19 protein-coding genes and 1 riboswitch are annotated in these 16443 nt (G+C 70.5%); of the genes, 9 read left to right on the top strand and 10 right to left on the bottom strand.

Annotation, left to right across the window (positions count from 1 at the left end):
- From ACXIZN_RS37290 to ACXIZN_RS37300, 3 genes are all read right to left on the bottom strand, one after another.
- Positions 1–432, bottom strand: a complete 432-nt coding sequence (locus tag ACXIZN_RS37290) for a hypothetical protein (protein WP_457959544.1) — start codon at positions 430–432, stop codon at positions 1–3.
- Positions 433–439: 7 nt separating this feature from the next.
- Positions 440–1156: a cell envelope biogenesis protein OmpA gene (locus ACXIZN_RS37295; protein WP_457959545.1), complete on the bottom strand. Its 717-nt coding sequence runs from the start codon at positions 1154–1156 to the stop codon at positions 440–442.
- A gap of 400 nt (positions 1157–1556) precedes the next feature.
- Entirely contained in the window at positions 1557–2396 is an 840-nt protein-coding gene (locus ACXIZN_RS37300) for an SGNH/GDSL hydrolase family protein (protein WP_457959546.1), read from the bottom strand.
- A gap of 272 nt (positions 2397–2668) precedes the next feature.
- Here ACXIZN_RS37300 and ACXIZN_RS37305 point away from each other — a divergent pair, with 272 nt between their 5' ends.
- Entirely contained in the window at positions 2669–3352 is a 684-nt protein-coding gene (locus ACXIZN_RS37305; RefSeq protein WP_457959547.1) for a DUF3159 domain-containing protein, read from the top strand.
- 108 nt (positions 3353–3460) lie between these two features.
- On the opposite strand, the gene ACXIZN_RS37310 is transcribed toward ACXIZN_RS37305, so the two are convergent.
- Entirely contained in the window at positions 3461–4411 is a 951-nt protein-coding gene (locus ACXIZN_RS37310) for an N-acetylglucosamine kinase (protein WP_457959548.1), read from the bottom strand.
- Positions 4408–5451, bottom strand: a complete 1044-nt coding sequence (locus tag ACXIZN_RS37315) for an SIS domain-containing protein (protein WP_125683755.1) — start codon at positions 5449–5451, stop codon at positions 4408–4410. Before ACXIZN_RS37315 ends, ACXIZN_RS37310 begins: the two co-directional genes overlap by 4 nt.
- A gap of 140 nt (positions 5452–5591) precedes the next feature.
- Between ACXIZN_RS37315 and ACXIZN_RS37320 the strand changes: the two genes are divergently transcribed.
- Together ACXIZN_RS37320 and ACXIZN_RS37325 are read left to right on the top strand one after the other, a co-directional pair.
- Entirely contained in the window at positions 5592–6347 is a 756-nt protein-coding gene (locus ACXIZN_RS37320) for a GntR family transcriptional regulator (protein ID WP_457959550.1), read from the top strand.
- 91 nt (positions 6348–6438) lie between these two features.
- A complete protein-coding gene (locus ACXIZN_RS37325) occupies positions 6439–7965 on the top strand; it encodes an MFS transporter (RefSeq protein ID WP_457959551.1) in 1527 nt (508 codons plus the stop codon).
- Positions 7966–8044: 79 nt separating this feature from the next.
- On the opposite strand, the gene ACXIZN_RS37330 is transcribed toward ACXIZN_RS37325, so the two are convergent.
- Positions 8045–8983 (bottom strand): threonine ammonia-lyase, encoded by a 939-nt coding sequence (locus ACXIZN_RS37330; protein WP_457959553.1) that lies wholly within the window; start codon positions 8981–8983, stop codon positions 8045–8047.
- A 149-nt stretch (positions 8984–9132) separates the two neighbouring features.
- On the opposite strand from ACXIZN_RS37330, the gene ACXIZN_RS37335 reads away from it, so the two are divergent.
- Entirely contained in the window at positions 9133–9837 is a 705-nt protein-coding gene (locus ACXIZN_RS37335; protein ID WP_457959554.1) for a hypothetical protein, read from the top strand.
- A 78-nt stretch (positions 9838–9915) separates the two neighbouring features.
- Here ACXIZN_RS37335 and thiE read toward each other — a convergent pair whose 3' ends face one another.
- Positions 9916–10581 carry a thiamine phosphate synthase gene (gene thiE / locus ACXIZN_RS37340; RefSeq protein ID WP_126730331.1) on the bottom strand — a complete coding sequence of 222 codons (666 nt, stop codon included), beginning with the start codon at positions 10579–10581 and terminating at the stop codon, positions 9916–9918.
- A 30-nt stretch (positions 10582–10611) separates the two neighbouring features.
- Positions 10612–10719: riboswitch (TPP riboswitch) on the top strand.
- Between thiE and thiO the strand changes: the two genes are divergently transcribed.
- The 4 genes from thiO to ACXIZN_RS37360 all read left to right on the top strand — a co-directional run bounded on the left by thiO (position 10713) and on the right by ACXIZN_RS37360 (position 13291).
- Entirely contained in the window at positions 10713–11786 is a 1074-nt protein-coding gene (gene thiO / locus ACXIZN_RS37345) for a glycine oxidase ThiO (RefSeq protein WP_457959555.1), read from the top strand. (Overlaps the previous riboswitch by 7 nt.)
- Positions 11786–11986, top strand: coding sequence for a sulfur carrier protein ThiS (gene thiS, locus ACXIZN_RS37350; RefSeq protein ID WP_007033436.1), 201 nt, complete (start codon positions 11786–11788; stop codon positions 11984–11986). Before thiO ends, thiS begins: the two co-directional genes overlap by 1 nt.
- Before the next feature lies 1 nt (position 11987).
- Complete coding sequence (gene thiG, locus ACXIZN_RS37355; protein WP_126730661.1) at positions 11988–12746, top strand: thiazole synthase; 759 nt, start codon at positions 11988–11990, stop codon at positions 12744–12746.
- A gap of 110 nt (positions 12747–12856) precedes the next feature.
- A complete protein-coding gene (locus ACXIZN_RS37360; protein ID WP_126730334.1) occupies positions 12857–13291 on the top strand; it encodes a MarR family winged helix-turn-helix transcriptional regulator in 435 nt (144 codons plus the stop codon).
- Here the strand turns inward: ACXIZN_RS37360 and ACXIZN_RS37365 are convergent.
- Genes ACXIZN_RS37365 through ACXIZN_RS37375 form a run of 3 tightly spaced genes read right to left on the bottom strand, consistent with a single transcriptional unit; the run spans position 13269 to position 15870 of the window.
- The gene (locus tag ACXIZN_RS37365; RefSeq protein WP_457959556.1) at positions 13269–14066 is read right to left on the bottom strand and encodes an ion transporter; all 798 of its coding nucleotides are present in this window, start codon (positions 14064–14066) and stop codon (positions 13269–13271) included. The two genes, ACXIZN_RS37360 and ACXIZN_RS37365, sit on opposite strands and share 23 nt — an antisense overlap.
- A 26-nt stretch (positions 14067–14092) precedes the next feature.
- Positions 14093–14923, bottom strand: coding sequence for a bifunctional hydroxymethylpyrimidine kinase/phosphomethylpyrimidine kinase (gene thiD / locus ACXIZN_RS37370; protein ID WP_457959557.1), 831 nt, complete (start codon positions 14921–14923; stop codon positions 14093–14095).
- A 23-nt stretch (positions 14924–14946) separates the two neighbouring features.
- Positions 14947–15870 carry an NADP-dependent oxidoreductase gene (locus tag ACXIZN_RS37375; RefSeq protein ID WP_457959558.1) on the bottom strand — a complete coding sequence of 308 codons (924 nt, stop codon included), beginning with the start codon at positions 15868–15870 and terminating at the stop codon, positions 14947–14949.
- 88 nt (positions 15871–15958) lie between these two features.
- Between ACXIZN_RS37375 and ACXIZN_RS37380 the strand changes: the two genes are divergently transcribed.
- Positions 15959–16357 carry a winged helix-turn-helix transcriptional regulator gene (locus tag ACXIZN_RS37380; RefSeq protein WP_457959559.1) on the top strand — a complete coding sequence of 133 codons (399 nt, stop codon included), beginning with the start codon at positions 15959–15961 and terminating at the stop codon, positions 16355–16357.
- Positions 16358–16443 lie beyond the last annotated feature (86 nt).

Below are 16443 nucleotides of genomic sequence, written 5' to 3' on the forward strand. Positions count from 1 at the left end.
TCAGCCGCCCTGCCCCGGCCGGTGCCCGGCGGGTGGCCAGTCCTCGTCGCTCGGCCAGACGGGTTCGGGTTCGTGGCCGCTCTCGCCGTTGCGGGCGGCCGCTTCCGGCGGCCCCGGCTGGTAGGCCCGCACCGCTTCCGGCGCCAGCTGACCCTCACGGTGGCCTTCCGCCTCCTGGTCGTACGGCTCGTCGTCGTCCTGCACCCGCGCGGGCGGCAGGAACTGCGTCCGTTCGGTGGAGAGCAGTTCGGGGACGGGTTCGGGATCCGGGTCGTGCCGGACCGGGACCGCGGCGCGCGCCGGCTCGGGGACCGCCGGTTCCGCGGCGGGACGCTCACGCCGTTCACCGCGCATCAGCAGCCAGGTGACACCGCAGCCGAGGGCGAACGAGATGAGCAGCCACAGCCAGATCTGCCCGAAGAGCCAGAGCATCAGGCCATCACCTCTGTTCCGCCGTGATGTCGACGCGGCGGCCCTCGCCGCTCGCGCCGTCGGAGTTCCTGCGCTGGGTGGAGTACGCCTGGTCGCGTTTGACCCCGTTGCGCTCCAGCAACCGCTCGACCGTCAGTGCCCGGTTCAGCGCGAGCTTGCGGTCCGAACCGGTCGCGACCGACCCGGTGATCCGGAACCGCAGTTCGCGGGGCGCGTCGGTGAGCAGCTTCGCGACCTCCAGCGCGCCGCGTTCGCCGTCCGCGGTGAGGTCGGTGGTGTCCGGTTCGAACGTGATCGGCGTGGCCGCCAGCAGCCGGTCGAGCTCGGCCTGGAAGCCCGCCTTGTCCGTCGGCTTGGCCGACGTCGGCGCGGGACTCGGCGGCGGGCTCGGCGCGGGTGGGCTCGGCGGCTCGCCGCTGGTGGTCACCGGGCCCGCCGGCGGGGCGGTGTCGCCGGAGATCTCGACCGTCCGGACCCCGTCGATCCGCTGGATGGCGTCCATCGCCTGCGCGGCCTTGTCCGGCGGGAAGCCGGTGAGGTTCGCGTCGCGGCCGGAGAAGCTCACCTGGCCGCCGGAGACGCCGACGTCGGCGAGCGCGTTCTTCGCGCGCGCGGTCAGCTCGGCCTCGATGTCGTCCGAGGCCGACCAGACGGTGATCGCCGTCAAGGCGAGCGTGACCAGCAGCGCTGTAGGCAGCAAGCGGCTCCAGCGTGTACCGGGCATGAAGGGACTGTAAGCCGCGTACGTCCGGTTAGCGAACCGGCTTTCCCCACGTCCGGCGCTCCCCGCGAAGTGCCGCGTACCCGGTCTGGCCTGCGACGTCGACCGCGGCCCGGACCTCGCCTCGGCCAGGACGGGGTCGGCACATGACCCTTCTGGGTGACATCGATCGAGGCCCGGAAGTACGTGAAGGCCCCCTTTATTGCGTCTAGCGCAATAAAGGGGGCCTTCACGTACTTCCGTGGTTCAGCTCGCGTGGTGGTGGATTTCCCGCAGCTCCTTGGCCGGGAGGGTGACGCCCGTCGACTCGATCTGCTCCAGCGGGAGCAGCGGCGCGAGCTCGGGGCNGGCCCCCTTTATTGCGTCTAGCGCAATAAAGGGGGCCTTCACGTACTTCCGTGGTTCAGCTCGCGTGGTGGTGGATTTCCCGCAGCTCCTTGGCCGGGAGGGTGACGCCCGTCGACTCGATCTGCTCCAGCGGGAGCAGCGGCGCGAGCTCGGGGCGCTTCGGGGACAGGCCGTCGCCCATGGACTCGCCCTTGAGCTGACGGCGGATCCACGGCAGCAGGTGCGCCTTCGTCCACTCGAGGTCCGAGCGGCGCGACGTGATCCAGGTGCTCGGCTCCTCGGACGCCGGCCACGGCTCGCGCCAGTCGTCGGCGACCGGGACGCCGAGGACCTCGGCCGCGCGCAGCGCGATCCGCCGGTGGGCCTCGGGGGTGAAGTGCAGCCGGTCGTCGCTCCAGGCGCGGCGGTCGTGCAGCGGGGCCATCGCCCACATGTCGACCATCTTGGCGCCGTGCCGGTCGGCGATCGCCCACAGATGCGCGTTGTAGATGCCGACCTTCCCCCGCAGGACGTGCATCACGGACAGGTACTTGGTGTCCGGCCCGTTGAAGATGAGCACCGGGATCCCGGCCTCGCGCAGCTTGGCGACCCCCGCCTCCAGCCGCGCGGCGACGGCGTCCACGTCCGCGCCGGGCACGATGATGTCGTTGCCGCCCGCGCACAGGGTGACCAGGTCGGGCTTCACCGCGAGGGCGATCGGGAGCTGCTCTTCGAGGATCTCGTCGAGCATCTTCCCGCGGAGGGCGAGGTTCGCGTACTGGAAGTCGGGCCTGCCTTCGGCGAGGATCTCCGCCAGCCTGTCCGCCCAGCCCCTGAAGCTGCCGTCGGGCAAGCCGTCGTTGAGTCCTTCGGTGAAACTGTCACCGATCGCCACGTAGCTGTCGAATCCGTACACGTTGGGTCCCCTTCCGTCCGTGTGCCCCCGGTGGTACTTGTACACCACAACCAACAGCCGTGAGCGCCCCTGCAATCCCATCCGGCCGAAACCCTTGGTTCAGCCCGTTGACACAGTCTCTTATTTTGTCGGACGTCCATGCATCTCCATTACTGGGATGTACACTCCTGGGCTGCGTAGATTCCCCTCAAGTGGACGTAAACCGGACACCTCGTGTGGCGAACATCTCCCCGCCCGGGTGTTCGGGCTCATAGATCCGGCAGGCTGTAAGGGTGACCTCACGACCCTCGCGCGAGTCGCTCGCCCAGATCCTCGGCGGGCGGCGAGGCGCCATCGACGCGAGCATCCCGCCCGCGGCCTTCGTCCTCGGCTGGCTGATCGCCGACCGGTCGATCGCCTGGGGCGCCGGGGTGGCCATCGGGGTGGCGGTGCTGCTCGGCGGGTACCGGGTCGCGCGCGGCGACAAGGCCCGCGCGGTCGTGGTGAGCCTCGCCGCGGTGATCGCCGCCGCGCTGATCGCCCTGCACACCGGCCGCGCCGAAGACTTCTTCCTCATCCAGCTGCTGTCCAATGTGGCCAGCGCGCTGCTGTGGGCGGCCAGCATCGTGGTCCGGTGGCCGTTGCTCGGCGTCGTGGTGGGGCTCGTCATCGGGCAGAAGACCCGATGGCGGCGTGATCCCGCGCTGCTGCGCGCGTATTCGCGGGCGAGCTGGGTGTGGGTCTTCCTCCAGTACACGCTGCGGGTCGCCGTGTACGGCTCGCTGTGGTGGAGCGGGCAGGTGGTCGCGCTCGGCATCGCGCGGACGGTGCTGTCCTGGCCGCTGGTCGCGGTGACGGTCGCCGTGAGCGGCTGGGTGCTGTACCGCACGCTGCCGCCGGAACATCCCGGCCTGCGGGTGGTGGAGGAGAACGGGGATCCCTCGGATTCCGCGCCCGATGGGCTGCCCAGGACATAAGGCGGCCCCCGGCGAGGGGGGAGGGTCCGGGGGCCGGGTCCTACGGTACCCGGAGTTCGGCCCCGGAGTCGATGGTTTGGTCTTTTCGGGCTCGCTCCGGGTGTTTTTTCAGGATGACACCGGCCGCGGGGTGCTCTCCCCGTAGGCGTCGACGGCGGCCAGCCAGGCCGCGCCGAGCACCCCGTCGGTGCTGGTCAGGACCTCGATACCGGCGAGCTCGGCACGGACCTTCGCCCCCACCGGCCCCTCCGGCGACAGCACGCCGCCTACCAGGACGACCGGCGTGTCCTCGCCGGGGTCACGGGCGGCCATGACGTTCGTCACCAACAGGGCGGCCGCGCGGGTGGTGATCTCGTCCGCCGCCGGATCGCCTTCGCGGTAGGCGTCGCTGACGAACGGGGCGAACCTGGCGAGCCGGATCGGGGCTTCGGCGTTGGCGCTCGTGATGAGCGCGCGCCAGAGCGGTGCCCGGTCGCTCGCCGGGTCCACTGCGGACGGTCCGAGCGCTTCGGCGAGCACGGCGCGCGCGAGCGGACCGGGCTCGCCGCCGCGGCCGAGAACATCCAAAGTGGAGCGAACGGCTTCGCGACCGAGCCAGTAGGCCGAACCTTCGTCGCCGAGCAGCCAGCCGTAACCGCCGACCGTGGACACCATCCGCCTGCCGCGGATCCGCCCCGCGATCGACCCGGTGCCCGCCACGAGCACCGAACCGTCCGGCGCGGAAGTCGCCGACGCGTAGGCGACCTCCGGGTCGGGGACCGTCCGCACCGGACTGATCCCCACGTCCTTCCACGCGGCTTCGAAGATCTCCGCGATCGCCGGATCGCTCAGCTTGCTGACGCCGGCCATGCCGACGACGCACGCCGCCGTCGCGGCCGGATCGAGCCCGCCGAGCGCGCCGGTGATCGCGCTCGCGATCCGCGCGGCGGCTTCCGACGGCGGATGGGAATTGGGATTCGCCCCGCCCGCGCGGCCCGTGCCGAGGACGGCGCCGGAGGCGTCGACGGCGATCGCTCGCGTCGACGTGCCTCCGGCGTCCACACCGATGACGTGGGTCACCGGGTCTTGGTCACCTTGAGCAGCCCGCGCGGGCTGTCCGGGTCACCGCCGCGCGCCAGCGAGAGACCGAGCGCGATCCGCTGGATCGGCAGGATCTCCAGGATCGGGGCGACCTCTTCGGCGGACGGCGCGACACCGATCCGCAGCGCCGCGGGGACGTCGGCCGAAGCGGAGCCGACCGCGAGCACGTCCGCGCCGCGTTTGCCGACGGCCTCCAGGACCTCCTGCATCGCGCCCACGCCGTGTCCCTGGCTCGTCACGGCGAGCACGGCGGTCTCACCGTCGACCGCGGCGACCGGACCGTGCAACAGGTCCGCGCCGCTGTACGCGCGGGCGGCGAGGTAGCTGGTTTCGGCCAGCTTCAAGGAACCTTCCAGCGCCGTGGCGTACGAGTAACCGCGGCCCGTGGTGAGCACCCGGTCGACGAAGCGGTAGCGGTCCACCGCACGCTGGACGCCTTCTTCGGAGCCGTCGAGGGTCGCCTGGGCCAATTCACCGAGCTTCTCCGCGTCCGCGCCCTTGCCACCGCGGACCGCGTCGATCAGAAGGTAAAGCGAAAGCAAGGTGGCCGAGTAGGTCTTGGTGGCGGCCACGGCCTTTTCCAGTCCCGCGCCGATGTCGACACCGAGTTCGGCGGCGGCGCGAAGCGGCGACTCCGGGGTGTTGGTGACCGAAACGGTCAGCGCTCCCTGGCGACGCGCGGTTTCGGTGACCTCGATGAGATCCGGGGAACCACCGCTTTGGCTTACTGTGATGAAGAGAACGTCCCGCAGATCGGGACGGGCGCCGTACAGAGTCGCGGTGGACGGTGAGACGAGACCGCAGGGGAGACCGAGGAGTACTTCGATCAGGTACTTCGCATACAGGGCGGCGTGGTCGCTGGAGCCCCGGGCGGCGAGGAGTGCGAACCTGGGCGGGCGCTTGGAGATGGCTTCGGCCACCTCGGCGATTTCGGCCTGTCGCTCCACGATTCCTGCCAGAATGGCGGGTTGCTGGGAGATCTCCGCGGCCATGTGCTCGCCGGGGCGCTGTTCGGTCATCTCGTTCCCTTCCACCGGGACGTACTTCGTCCCCCGAGTAGGTCTAGACCAATGCTAGCCCGAATGGACGTTTGTGGTGAAGGGTACGTTTCCTAGCGGGGACGGTGCGCGTTTGAGTGGGAAGGCTTAGGGAGTCGGTCATGTTGGAGACAACCACCGCGAGTGAGGCGGGCGCTACGGCAGGGATGCGCGGGCAGCGCGAACCCAAGTACTGGGCGCTGAAACAGCATCTGCTCGATCTGCTCGACGCGTTGCCGCCCGGCTCGCCGATTCCGACGGAACGGGCACTGGCGGGGGAATTCACCGTTTCGCGCACCACCGTCCGGCAGGCGCTCGCCGATCTCACCGCCGAGGGCAGGCTCCACCGCGTTCAGGGCAAGGGCACCTTCGCCGCCGAGCCGAAACTCGCGCAGCGCCTGCAGTTGTCGTCCTACACCGAGGACATGCGCAAGCAGGGGCTCAAGCCGTCGTCCAAGCTGCTGGAGATCGACGAACTGCCCGTCGAAGCCGATCTGGCGAAGCTGCTCGGAATCCGCGTCGGCGCGAAGATCCTTCGCCTTCGCCGTCTCCGGCTGGCCGATTCGCAGCCGATGGCGCTGGAGACCACGCATCTCCCGCTCGGCCGCTTCCGCGGTTTGCGCAAACACGTTTCCGCAGGTGGTTCGCTGTACGCCGTGCTGAGGGAGCACTACGGCATCGAGCTGGAAAGGGCCGAGGAAACGATCGAGACCGCCCTCGCCGGACCGCACGAGGCGGAGATGCTCGGCGCCGACGTCGGAATGCCGATGTTGCTCCTTTCGAGGCATTCCTTCGCCACCGACGGAAAACCGGTCGAGTTCGCGCGCGCGATCTACCGGGGTGACCGTTACAAATTCGTCACCACGCTACTTCCCTGACGAGTCAGGTAATTCCGGGAAAGATCGCTTTCCCGGAATTCATCCCTATTCCGCGGTGGCCCGGCCCCGGCCGTCGTGATTCAGTCGTCCTATGACTGACACGGCGGCGGGGATCCGGTGGGGGACGCCGGTGGCGCGGGGCGTGCTCGCCACGACGATCGTGGGCTCGGGCATGGCGATGCTCGACGGGACGATCATCAACGTCGCGCTCCCGAGGATCGGCGACGAGCTCGACGCGTCCGTCGCGGGCCTGCAATGGATCCTCGACGGCTACCTGCTCGCGCTCGCCGCGCTGATCCTCGTCGCCGGATCGCTCGGCGACCGCTACGGCCGCCGCCGCATGTTCATCGTCGGAGTCGTCTGGTTCGGCGTCGCCTCCGGGCTGTGCGCCGCCGCGACGACCACCGAGCTGCTCGTCGCGACCCGGATCCTCCAGGGGATCGGGGGAGCTTTGCTCACGCCCGGTTCGCTCGCGATCCTCCAGGCGTCGTTCACCCATGAGGACCGGGCCCGCGCGATCGGCGCCTGGTCCGGGCTCGGCGGTATCGCGGCGGCGATCGGCCCGCTGCTCGGCGGCGTCCTCGTGCAGGTGTGGTCGTGGCGGCTGGCGTTCCTGATCAACCTGCCGCTCGCCGCGGTCTGCGTCCTGCTCGCCCGGCGCTACGTGCCCGAGTCCCGCGACGAGGAGGCGACCGGGCATCCCGACTTCCTCGCGGCCGCCGTCGGCGCGATCGGGCTGGCCGGGCTGACCGGCGCGCTGGTCGAGGCACCCGGACGCGGTATCGGTGACGTCGTCGTCCTGATCGCCATCGTGCTCGGCGTCGCGGGGCTGGGTGCGTTCCTGGTGATGCAGCACCGCTCGGCCGACCCGCTGGTGCCGCCGAAACTGTTCCGCGACCGGACCTTCAGCCTCGCCAACGCGCTGACCTTCGTCGTCTACGCGGCGCTCGGCGGCGTGATGATGCTGATGGTCATGCAGCTGCAGGTGTCGCTGGGCTACTCGCCGACCGCGGCCGGGCTCGCCGGGCTGCCGATCACCGTCATCATGCTGCTGTTCTCCGGCCGCTCCGGCGCGCTCGCGCAAAAGATCGGGCCGCGTACGCAACTGGTCGCCGGCCCGATCCTGGTCGGCGTCGGCATGCTCCTGCTGATGCGCGTCGGTCCGGGGTCCTCGTACCTGGGGTCGGTGCTTCCCGCCGTCGTCGTCTTCGGCGCCGGGCTGGCGACGGTCGTCGCGCCGGTCACCGCGACGGTGCTGGCCGCCGCGCCGGACCGGTACGCCGGCGTCGCCTCCGGGGTCAACAACGCCATCGCCCGGTCGGGTGGCCTGCTCGCGATCGCCGTCCTGCCCGCCGTCGCCGGGCTGTCCGGTGCCGCCTACGCCGATCCGGTGGCCCTGACCGCGGGCTGGCGGACGGCGTTGCTGGTGTGCGCGGCGCTCGCGATCGGCGGCGGGCTGATCGCGCTCGGCATCCACAACGGCGTCCTCGACACCCCTTCCGACGACTCCGACGACTCCGCCGACACCGAGGAGTCGCCGCACCCCGGCGAATGTCTCCATTGCGGCGTCGACTCGCCCCCGACGCACGTCCGCCCAGGGCGACACACGCGTGATTGAAGGCGTAACTCACGTGATTGGAGGCGTAACTCGTGAGTTACGGCTCCAATCACGCGAGATACGGCGCCAATCACGCGAGTTACGCCAAGAGGCCGGCCAGGGTCGCCGGGTCCAGGTTGCCGCCCGAAACGACCGAGACGACCTTGCCCGGCGGTAGCGCGTCCCGGTGGGAGAGGAACGCGGCGGTCGCGGTGGCGCCGCTCGGCTCGGCGACCAGGCGGGCCCGGTGCGCCAGGGTCCGGACAGCCTCCCGGATCTCCTCCTCCGAAACGGTGATGACGTCGTCGAGCACCGCCTGGAGGTGGGCGAAGGTCAGGTCCGACGGTTGGGCGCGCAGGCCGTCGGCGCTGGTCCGCGCCCGCAGCTCCATCGGCCACTCGATCCGCCTGCCCGCGCGCAGGCCCTCGGCGGTGTCTCCCGCCAGTTCCGGCTCGACGCCGACGACCTTCGCGTCCGGCAGCAGTTCCTTGATCGCCGTGCCGACGCCCGAGGCCAGCCCGCCGCCGCTGAGCGGCACGAGCACGACGCCGGCGTCCGGCAGGTCTTCGGCGATCTCCAGGCCGACGGTGCCCTGCCCGGCGATGACGTCCCGGTGGTCGAACGGCGGGATCATGGTGAGCCCGCGTTCCTCGGCGACGGCGAGCGCGGAGGACTCCTGCGCGTCGATGGGGACTTCGATGACTTCCGCGCCGAGCGCCTTGGTGGCCTCGACCTTGGCGCGCGGGGCGACGTCCGGAATGAGGATCACCGCGGGAATCCCGAATCGCTTCGCCGAGTACGCGACCGCTTGCGCGTGGTTGCCGCTGGAAAACGCGACGACGCCGCGGGCGCGCTGATCCTCGGTCAGCGCGGCGATCGCGTTGTAGGCGCCGCGCACCTTGAAAGCACCGATCGGCTGGAGGCTTTCCGGCTTGAGCCACAACGGCGCCCAGCCTTGTTCCAGCAGCGGGGTGCGCACCGCGACGCCTTTGACACGGCTCGCCGCGTCGCGGATTTCCTCGATCGAGACCAGGTTCATACGTCCGATTATGTCAAGGAGTTGTGAGCCATAGACAGTCCTTTTTGGACAGAGAGGGTGGCGCTCCTCACGTGCGGACAACGCGGGGAGCATCCCGTGCGCCTTAGTCGTTAGGACCGGTGAGGACCGACTAGCAGCAGAACGGGATCATGACCAAGGAGAGCACGGAGAAAACCGAAAAGACCGAAAAGCAGGGCCGGATCATCCAGGTGACGGCGGCCGCGATGGCCGCGATCACGGCGGCGCTGCTGGGTTCCACCCTCGGCGTGGCCGGCACGGTGGCGGGCGCCGGGCTGGCGAGTGTGATCACGACGCTCGGCGGCGAGCTGTACCTGCGTTCGCTGCAGCGGACGAAGGACGCGGCGCTGAAGGCGCGAGTGGTGCTGACCGTCCCTGGGCGCCGCAAGGTGCTCGACCCGGCGGAGCAGGAGACCGTCCGCATCACCCAGTCGGAGGACGAAGAGCCGTCCGGGCGGAAGTTCAAGCCGCGCTGGGCGGTGATCGCCGGTGTCAGCGTGGTGGCGTTCGCGGTGGCGCTCGTCGCGATCACCGGTTTCGAGGGGGCGACCGGGAAGACCTTCGGCGGCGGAACCGGGACCACCATAGGGAAGATCATCGGCGGCGGTCAGGCGCAGGATCGGCAGGACAAGCACGACACCCCGCCTGCGACGACCCCTTCGGAGGCTCCGGGCGACCAGCCCGAGAAGACGCCGTCGACCACGCCGACCCCCTCGACGACGTCCACCACCACGACGCAGGCACCCTCGACGACGCAGTCCACAGCGCCGTCGACCTCCCAGGCGCCTTCGACGACCGCCTCGGCCCCGCCGGCGTCGAACACCCCCGTGCCCTGATCCCCGTCCCGCGTTTCGTCCTCTGGATGCGGTAGTTCGCGCTGCCGGCTACCGCGTTCAGGGACGAAACGCATGGGGTCAGGAGAGGGCGGAGCGAAGCGTGCGGGCGGCCGCTTCGGGGTCTTCGGCCTCGGTGATCGCGCGGACGACGACGATCCGCGACGCCCCCGCGTCCAGCACCTCGGGCAGCCGCTCGACGTCGATCCCGCCGATCGCGAACCACGGCCGCGTCGTCCCGGACGCGGCCGTCGAGCGCACCAGGTCGAGCCCCGGGGCGGACCGGCCGGGCTTCGTCGGGGTCGGCCAGCACGGACCGGTGCAGAAGTAGTCCACGCCGGGTTCTTCGGCGGCGGCCGCGGCCTGTTCGGCCGAATGGGTGGACCGGCCGATCACCACGTCGTCCCCGAGCACCCGGCGCGCCAGCGACACCGGGATGTCGTCCTGGCCGAGGTGCAGCACGTGCGCGCCGACGCCGAGCGCGACGTCCGCGCGGTCGTTCACCGCCAGCAGCTTGTCGTGCTTCTCGCACGCCTCGGCCAGCACTTCCAGGGCGGCGATCTCGTGTTTCGCCTCGATCGGGGCACCGCCGGTCTTGTCCCTCAGCTGGATGATGTCGACCCCGCCCGCCAGCGCGGCGTCGGCGAATTCGGCGAGATCGCCGCGGCCGGACCGGGCGTCGGTGCAGAGGTACAGGCGGGCGTCCGCGAGCCGGGCGCGGATCAGCGAACCAGACAGGGTGGGCATGGCGGCGACGGTACTCGCGCGCTACGGTGGGGTGGTCCGCACGGGAGCCCGAGGACGGGCTGAGAGGGAGCCGCGACCGCTCCGACCGTGGAACCTGATCCGGGTCATGCCGGCGCAGGGAGCGTGCGTTCATGAGAGAACTTTCGGTTGTCGGCGGCGGGGTCATCGGCCTCTCGGTCGCTTGGCGCGCGTCCGCGCGCGGTCATCGCGTCACCGTGTACGACCCCGATCCGGGGCGCGGCGCGTCGTGGCTCGCGGGCGGCATGCTCGCGCCGGTCACCGAGGCCTGGCCGGGCGAGGAGGACGTCCTCGCGCTCGGCGAAGCGTCGCTGCGGCGCTGGCCGGATTTCGCCCGTGAGCTGGCCGTAGAGGGCGTCGACCCGGGACTTTCGCCGCACGGCACGCTCGTCGTCGCGCTGGACAGCGCCGACGCGGGCAACCTCGAGATGCTGGCCGCGTACCTCGCCGAGCTCGGCCGCGAGGTCGAGCGGCTGACCGGCCGTGAGGCCCGCCGCGCAGAACCCGGCCTCGCCGGAACCGTCCGAAGTGGACTCCTGGTGCCCGGGGATCTGGCCGTGGACAACAGGAAGCTGTTGCGTGCGCTCGAACACGCCTGCCGAGCGCGCGGCGTCGAGTTCCGCCAAGAGACGGTCACCGACCTCGAAAGCCTCGGCGGTGACGTCGTCCTCGCCGCGGGCGCCTGGACCGGACGGCTGCATCCCGCGCTCGACGGCGCCGTCCGCCCGCTCAAGGGCGAGATCCTCCGCCTCCGGCCACGACGGGGTTGCCTGCCGCCCCCGAAGCGCACCGTCCGCGCGATGGTCGAAGGCCGCCCGATCTACCTCGTCCCTCGCGACGACGGCCAGCTCGTGCTCGGCGCGACCCAGTACGAGGCCGGTTTCGACGAGACCGTCACCGTCCGAGGCGTTCGTGAGCTGCTCGAAGGCGCGGAGCGCGTCTTCCCGGGCCTCACCGAATACGAACTCGTCGAGACCGCCGCCGGGCTTCGCGCGGCGAGTATCGACACGATGCCCTTCATCGGTGAGCTGGGCGAAGGCGTCTTCGCCGCGACAGGTCACCATCGCAACGGCCTCCTGATGGCCCCGGTCACCGCGGACGCCGCGGTCGCCTGGCTGGACGGAGCGCCGTTGCCGGACGAGGTCGCGGCGGCAACGCCGTCGCGGCGAAGCGAGGAGCGGGTGTGATGGAGATCCAGGTCAACGGACAGTGGCGCGAATTCCCAGACGGCACCACCGTCGAGGGTGTGCTGGAGGCGCTGGGCACGGCGACACAGGGCGTCGCGGTCGCGGTGGACGGCGTGGTCGTCCGGCGCGGCGAATGGCCGGAAGCGGTGGTGCGCAAGGGCGCCAGCGTCGACATCCTGACCGCTGTGCAAGGAGGCTGAAATGGACGGCGACCACCTCGTCATCGGCGAGCACAAGCTCTCGTCGCGGTTGATCATCGGCACCGGCGGCGCGGGCAACCTCGCCGTGCTCGAACGCGCGCTGGTCGCGTCCGGGACGGAACTGACCACCGTCGCGATGCGCAAGGCCGACGCCGAAGGCGGCTCCGGCGTCCTCGAACTGCTTCGCCGCCTCGGCATCCGCCTGCTGCCCAACACCGCCGGTTGCCGGACGGCCGCCGAAGCGGTCCTCACCGCGCAGCTCGCCCGCGAAGCGCTCGAGACCGACCTCGTCAAGCTGGAGGTCCACGCCGACGACCGCACCCTGCTGCCGGATCCGTTCGAGACCCTCGAAGCGGCCGAACGGCTCGCCGCCGACGGCTTCACCGTGCTCGTGTACACGAACGACGACCCGGTGCTGGCGCTGCGGCTGGAGGAGGCGGGCTGCGCGGCGGTGATGCCGCTCGGCGCGCCCATCGGCACCGGTCTCGGTATCCGGAACCCGCACAACATCGAGCTGATCGTGTCGCGCGCGGGCGTTCCGGTGATCCTCGACGCCGGGATCGGCACGGCTTCCGACGCGACACTGGCGATGGAGCTCGGCTGCGACGCGGTCCTGCTTTCCACCGCCGTGACCAGGGCCGCGGACCCGGAACGGATGGCGTCGGCGATGCGGGCCGCCGTCACCGCGGGGCGGCTGGCCGCCGGCGCGGGGCGGATCCCGCAGCGGTTCTGGGCGCACGCGTCGAGCCCGCCCCGGTAACCCTTTTGTACGGTTCACGGCCTTGACGGCGAGTTCGCACCCGGAGCCCGTATGGTTGACGGCACCTTTCCGGAGGCGCACCCGCCGCCGTGTACCCAGAGGAGCCAGTGGTGACCACGTCAGCGGTCCAGGACGTTTCGGGCAGGTTGTTCCTGGCGGTGGGCAGGCTGTCCCGGTCGCTGCGCCAGGCCGGTGTGCCCGGGCCGGGCCACGGCGCGATTTCGGCGCTCGCCACGCTCGTGCACTACGGCCAGCTCCGCCTGGGTGATCTCGCGGCGAAGGAAGGCGTCGCCGCGGCCACCATGTCGAGGATCGTCGCTTCGCTGGTCGAGGCGGGCTACGTCAGCCGTGAATCGGACCCGATCGACAGGCGTGCCTGGCTCGCGGAGGCCACCGAAGAGGGGGCGAGGCTGGTTTCCGGCGTCCGGTCGACCCGGGTGAACGAGCTGAGCAAACGCCTCGAACGGCTGACGCCGGAGCATCAAGCGGCGCTGGCGGCGGCTCTCCCCGCCCTCGAAGCGCTTATTGCCGACGAAGAGCGCTGACTTCGGCGCGAAGGGCGCGAAGCTCGTCGAGGATCTCCTTGTTCGCCACGGCCTGGGTTTCGGCCTGCTTGGCTTCTTCCTCGCGGATGTCCTGGCGAAGCTCGTCCTCCATCCCGCTGACCACCACGGCGATGAAGAGGTTCAGCACCGCGAAGCTGGACACGAGGATGTAGACCACGAAGAACACCCAGGCCATGGGCGCTTCCTTCATGACCTCCTTGGCGATGTCCGGCCAAGCCTCACCGGTCATCACCTGGAACAGCGTGAACAGCGAAGTGCCGAGGTCGCCGAAGTTCTCCGGCGAGATCGCGCCGAACAGCTTCGTCGCCATCACGCCCGCGACGAAGATGATCAGCGCGAGGAGCGCGGCGATCGACGCCATGCCGGGGATCGCCGCGAGCAGTCCGGTGACGACCTTCCGCATCGACGGCACGACCGAGATCAGCCGCAGCACCCGCAGGACCCGCAACGCCCGCAGCACCGCGAACGGGCCGGTCGTCGGGACCACCGCGATCCCGACCACGATCAGGTCGAAGATGTTCCACGGGTCACGGAAGAACCTTCCGCGATAGGCGTAGAGCTTCGCGCCGAGTTCGAGGACGAAGATCCCGAGCGCGATGTAGTCGACCGTGTGCAGCAGCGTCCCGTGTTCCGCGACCATCCTGGTCGAGGTCTCCAGGCCGAGCGAGACGGCGTTGAAGACGATCACCGCGATGATGAAGTTCTGGAAGCGGCGGTCTTCGACGACCCTGGCCACCGTCTCGCGTCCCGTCACGGCGCAGATCGTAACCGGACGGGTGCTCAGTGCTCGGGCGCAAGCCGCCAGAACGCTGAGACCGGACCGACCTTCGCGCCCATCGGGTAGGCGTTTTCGACCGCGTGTGAAACGAACCACTTGCCGTAGCGCGCGGCCTCCACGACGGACATGCCCTTAGCGAGCCCCGCCGTCAGCGCCGACGCCATCGTGTCCCCGGCGCCGTGCGTGTGCTGCGTCGCGAACCGCTCGCCCGGCAGCTCGACGAACGTGGAGCCGTCGAAGAGCACGTCGACGCATTCCGGGTCGGAGACGAGATGGCCGCTCTTGACGAGCACGTACTTCGGCCCGAGCCGGTGCAGCACGACGGCCGCCTGGTGCATCTGCTCGCGGGTGGTCACGGTCATCCCGGTGAGCAGGCGGACCTCGTCGAGGTTCGGCGTGAGGACGGTGGCGCGCGGCAGGAGCTCGTCGCGCAGCGCCACCAGCCCGGCCTCGTCGAACAGCGGATGCCCGTGCATCGACGCCGCGACCGGGTCGACCACGAACGGCACCTCGCTGTCGCGGCCGATCTCGGCCTTGTCGCACGCGGCGGCGACGGCGTGGATGATCTCGGCCGAAGCGAGCATGCCGGTCTTCGCCGCGTTGACGCCCATGTCGGCCGCGACCGCCTCGATCTGCCCGGCGACGATGCTCGCCGGGATGTCGGTGCGGTCGTGCACGCCGAGGGTGTTCTGGACGGTCACGGCGGTGACCGCGACCAGGCCGTGCACGCCACAGGTGAGGAACGTGCGCAGGTCCGCCTGAAGGCCGGCGGCGCCGCCGGAGTCGGACCCCGCGATGGTCAGCGCCGACGGCGGGCTCGGGTTCTCGCTCATGGGTTCATTTTCCACGCGCGTTCTCAGAGGGTCAGGACGAGCTTCCCGGTCACCCTGCCGCCTTCGCCGACTTCGTGCGCCTTCGCGACGTCTTCGAGCGGGAAGGTCTGGTCGACGTGGACGCGCAGTTCACCCTTCTCGATCAGGCCGGTCAGCGCCAGGAGACCGATCTCGTCGGGTTCGGCGAGCATCCCCGACGTCCGCACGCCGAGCTTGTCCGCCTTCGCCACGACAGCTTCGCTCGGCCCGCCGGGGACCGCGATCAGCAGACCTCCCGGTTTCACCGCGTCCAGCCAGCGCAGGTCGCTCTGCTCGCCGACCAGCCCGAACACGACGTCCACCTCGGACGCGGTCGCGGTCTCGTCGCGGTAGTCGATCGGCTCGTCGACACCGAGTTCGCGGAGGAAGTCGTGCTTCCCGGCGCTCGCCGTGCCCAAGACGTACGCGCCGCGCGCCTTCGCCACCTGGACGGCGAGGTGCCCGACACCGCCCGCGGCCGCGTCGATCAGCACACGCTGTCCAGGCTGGACGTCGGCGATGTCGACGAGGCCCTGCCAGGCGGTGAGCCCGGCGAGCGGCAGCCCGGCTGCCTGCTCGTGGGTGAGGCTCGCGGGTTTGCGCACGAACTGGCGGGCGGGCGCCGTCACGTATTCGCCGTAACCGCCGGCCTGCCGCGGGAACCACGGGAAGCCGAGGACCTCGTCGCCGACGGCGAACCGCGTGGTGCCGACACCGAGCTCCTCCACCACCCCGGAGACGTCCCAGCCGAGGACGAACGGCGGCTCACCCATGAAGACGCCGTAGGCCCGGGTCTTCCAGTCGACCGGGTTGATCCCGGCCGCGCGCACGCGCACGAGCACCTCCGTCGGGGCGGGGGACGGCCGATCGGTTTCGGTCACCTCCAGCACTTCCGGGCCACCAAGCCGCTGCTGGGTCACGACGCGCATCGAAAGCTCCTTCGTTGTGGGTGCTTTCCATGCTCGGCCGCTTGGTCTCTTTTCGCTAGAAGGCACTTGAAGGTAAACTAGGTACCTGATGGAAACCACCTGTGAAGTGCCGGAATCCCCGTGGGACATCTACCTGCGGAACTGCCCGTGCCGAGACGTCCTCGATCTGCTCGCCAACAAGTGGACCGCGCTCGTGCTCGGCGCGCTGTCGCGGCGGCCGCACCGGTTCGGTGAGCTGCGCCGCGCCGTCGGCGGGATCAGCCAGAAGATGCTGACGCAGAACCTGCGCGCCTTCGAACGCGACGGCCTGGTCACGCGCACGGTCTTCCCGACCACGCCGCCGACCGTCGAGTACGCGCTGACCGAACGCGGCGCGAGCGCGGGCGCGCTGCTCATGGCGGTCAGCGAATGGTCGGTCGCCAACTTCGACGGGATCCTCGAATCGCGGAAGGAGTACGACTCGCGGGTGATGGAGCCCGTCGGCTGAAGTCCGCCGCGGCGGCACGCGGACTTCATCGGGAAGTCAGTTCGGCGCATTAACTTGACGAACAATTGGTTCGAACAAGTTACCTG

It is taken from the genome of Amycolatopsis sp. TRM77291 (assembly GCF_054166285.1).